This window comes from Streptomyces sp. NPDC056160 (genome assembly GCF_042268205.1).
GTDB lineage: Bacteria > Actinomycetota > Actinomycetes > Streptomycetales > Streptomycetaceae > Streptomyces.
Window position 1 is genome coordinate 1 of sequence record NZ_JBHJUW010000316.1, and the last position, 2,082, is coordinate 2,082.

General features: G+C 69.6%; 2 protein-coding genes. Both read right to left on the reverse strand.

The genetic code is table 11. The features are described 5' to 3' along the window. Window positions 1-29 precede the first annotated feature (29 nt). Window positions 30-1,508: an ISKra4 family transposase gene (locus tag ACFC02_RS42365; RefSeq protein WP_376368338.1), complete on the reverse strand. Its 1,479-nt coding sequence runs from the start codon at window positions 1,506-1,508 to the stop codon at window positions 30-32. A 65-nt stretch (window positions 1,509-1,573) separates the two neighbouring features. After that, window positions 1,574-2,082, reverse strand: a 509-nt coding sequence (locus ACFC02_RS42370) for a hypothetical protein (RefSeq protein ID WP_376368336.1), incomplete at its 5' end; no start/stop codon positions are given.

The following is a 2,082-nucleotide window of genomic DNA, read 5'->3' on the forward strand; positions in this document are numbered from 1 at the left end:
GGGTGCAGATCTATTGAGGGTGCTGTCGATCAGTCAGGGAATATGAGCTGGCCGCGGTAGCGTGCCTGGTGGTTGCGGGTGAACTCCTGCTGCTGGTGCCAGGTCCAGTAGGCGTCGAAGTCGCCGTTGGCGCGGACGGCACGCAGCTTGAGTACGGCTTCGGCACCGGACAGGCCCCAGCGGGCGCCAGTGATGTCCAGGCGGTCTTTGACCAGGTGCCGGCATGCTCCCTCGATGATCTCGGTGGCGATCGGCCAGCCGCGTTCCAGGGCGGTGTCGTAGCGCAGGTACTCGGCCTTGCTGGTCAGGTAGTTCACGGCCTCGTCGATGCCCTTGCGCGAGGTGCCGCGCAGTCCGACGGCGTGGGCGGCTGCCTCGAGTGCGGCGGTGGTCTGCCGCACACCGCCGCCCAGCAGGACGCGGGCGTGACGGGCGACCCATGCCTCGGCGGAGGCATCGCCGCCCTCGTGCAGGCACCATGCCGCTCGCCACAGATATTCGAGCACGTGGATCAGATCGACAATGATGTGGACATCCACGCCGCGCTGCTGTGCTTCGGTCTTGATGAGGTCGATCTGGTGGCGGGCCCCGTCGACCAGGACGACCCACGGGCGGCGGTGGCCGGGGTCGCGGTGCCCTGCCTGGTTGAACACAGCGGCCACGACCTGCGCGGCGGTGTCGTTCACCGAGCCGCACAGCCACTTCGATCTGGCCTTGGGTCCCTGGCGACGCTCGGGTTTTGCGCCATGGACGGCGTCGTCCTGCTGGTCGGGGTCGGTGATGATGTCGTCGACCGTGCGCGGTGCGGGTTCGGCATCGTAGACGGCTCCCAGGGTGGCCGTCCGTTTCCTGCCGTGTTTCTCTCCGGACGCCAGCCGGGTCTTCATCGCGTTGCCGCCCTTGGCCGCCGCGGCCTTCGCGGTGTCCTCGCGCAGAGCTTCGGGTCTTATGACCACGCCCTTGCCGTCGACCGACAAGATCAGTGGCGTGGTGTCGGTGCAGGGAGCGGGAACGAGGGCGTCATAGAACGCGTCGATGTCCGCCGCGGCGCCGATGGCGAGTTCCTGGACCTGCCGGTGTCCGATGCCGGAGCCGGTGTGGGCGTTGATCCGCTCGCAGGCGTCGGCGAAACTGCCGCGGGCGGACTCGATCGCGGCGAGCCTGGCCAGCCCGTGCGAGTGCATTCCGTCCGGAAGGTTCAGCACCGCGTCGGCCGGGTGCAGGTCCGCCACCCTGGTGCCCCGGTAAGCGATCCGGGTCACAGTGACCTTGCCGAAGACCGTGGCCAGCGTCCGGCGCCGGCCCCGCTCGATCCTCGAGCGCTCGACACCGGCGGCGTCCACGACCTCCTGCCGGCGCACCTCGTTGCCGGACCGCAGGGTCAGGTGGTCCTGGAACAACTGCCGGGTGACCTCACGCATCCGCGCCCCCAGCAAATCCTCCAGCTGCGCGTGCGTCATCGCCGCCGCCTTCGGGGCCGCCAGCTCCGCGCACGCCGCAGCGAACATGCCCGCCGAGGCGGCGAAGGCATCCTCACACTCCTCGAGCACACCGCCGGCCGGCCCCACCGTGCTCACCACCCCTGCTTCCTGCCGTCGACCTTGAACAGCCCGGACGACGGCTCGGCCAGGATCCCGCGCTCCACCAGCCGCTTCAGCTTCGAGCGCATCCCCTCGACATGCCGCGGCTCCAGCCTCAGACCAAGGTGCTGGCAGACCTCTTTGCAGCGCATCGACGCCCCCGAGGTCGCGAACAGGGCGATGATCTCCCGGTACTCCGGCGACATCACCGTCACGTCCAGCTCTGCCTCGGCCTTCACCAGCGCCACAGCGACCCCGCCGTCACCCCCATCCGCGGCGTCCGTGTCCGGCACCGGCGAAGACGGCGCGGCCAGCACCTCCTCCACCGTCTCGCGCGCGATCTGCAACCGCGCCAGCCGCTCCTCAGCTCGCGACAACTCCTCGGACAGACCAGCGATCTGCTCACGTAGCCGCTCGGCCTGCCCCAGCACCTCAGCCCGCCTGGTCTCCAACGCCTCCATCAACGACGGCACACCACACCCACCCTCGCTCAGCACCCGCA